This is a genomic window from Streptomyces sp. P17 (genome assembly GCF_032436805.1).
GTDB lineage: Bacteria > Actinomycetota > Actinomycetes > Streptomycetales > Streptomycetaceae > Streptomyces.
Genome location: NZ_JAVRBF010000242.1, coordinates 1 through 668 on the forward strand (window position 1 = coordinate 1; position 668 = coordinate 668).

Consider the following 668-nt stretch of genomic DNA (forward strand, 5'->3'; position numbering starts at 1 on the left):
CGGCCACCGTCGCCGCATGGCTACGGCCATGGCTGCCGACCCTGTGCCGGTGGGAGCCCGTCGCCGTCATGCTCGACGAACTCGCCGACGCCAGACGCGACGCGCACACCGCCTGCCCGTGGCGTTCCCAGCCCCGCGTCTGCGCCGGCGTCGCATGCCCCCACTGCCACGACACGGCTCTCGTCATCCCCGCCGGGGAGACTGACACCCACTGCCGCAACTGCGGCCTCATTGTCCCCGAGCGGGATTACGCACGATGGATCGCCGTGCTCGGAGCAGAAGCCGAGCTGGGACCCGAGCTGACCAGGAAGGAGCAATCAGCATGATCCTCACCCACCTGCGACTGTCCCGAGGGGCGCCGCACGACACCCGGTGGCTCCACCAACGCATCGCTGAGGCAGCCAACGAGCCCCGGCCCCTATGGGCGTTCCCGCGCCCCGGCGTGGTCATCACCCAAACCGCCCTACCCATCAGGAGCGTCCAGTGGGCGACGATCGAGTCTCAGGGTGAAGTGGTGTGCTGCGCAGATGGCGCGGCAGTGCAGTTGGCGCTGATCGCCAACCCCACCCGGGCCCTGCGCGAGCATGGTGGTCGCGGTACGCGGACACCGCTCGCCGAAGCTGGCTGGGACGACTGGCTCCGGCACAAACTGGCAGGCGCCGTGGATG

General features: G+C 70.1%; 2 protein-coding genes. Both read left to right on the top strand.

Annotation, left to right across the window (positions count from 1 at the left end):
- Positions 1–326 (top strand): hypothetical protein (locus RMT89_RS40630; RefSeq protein WP_315888774.1); only part of this gene is annotated, 326 nt, incomplete at its 5' end.
- Positions 323–668, top strand: a 346-nt coding sequence (locus tag RMT89_RS40635) for a hypothetical protein (RefSeq protein ID WP_315888775.1), incomplete at its 3' end; no start/stop codon positions are given. The genes RMT89_RS40630 and RMT89_RS40635, both read left to right, overlap by 4 nt.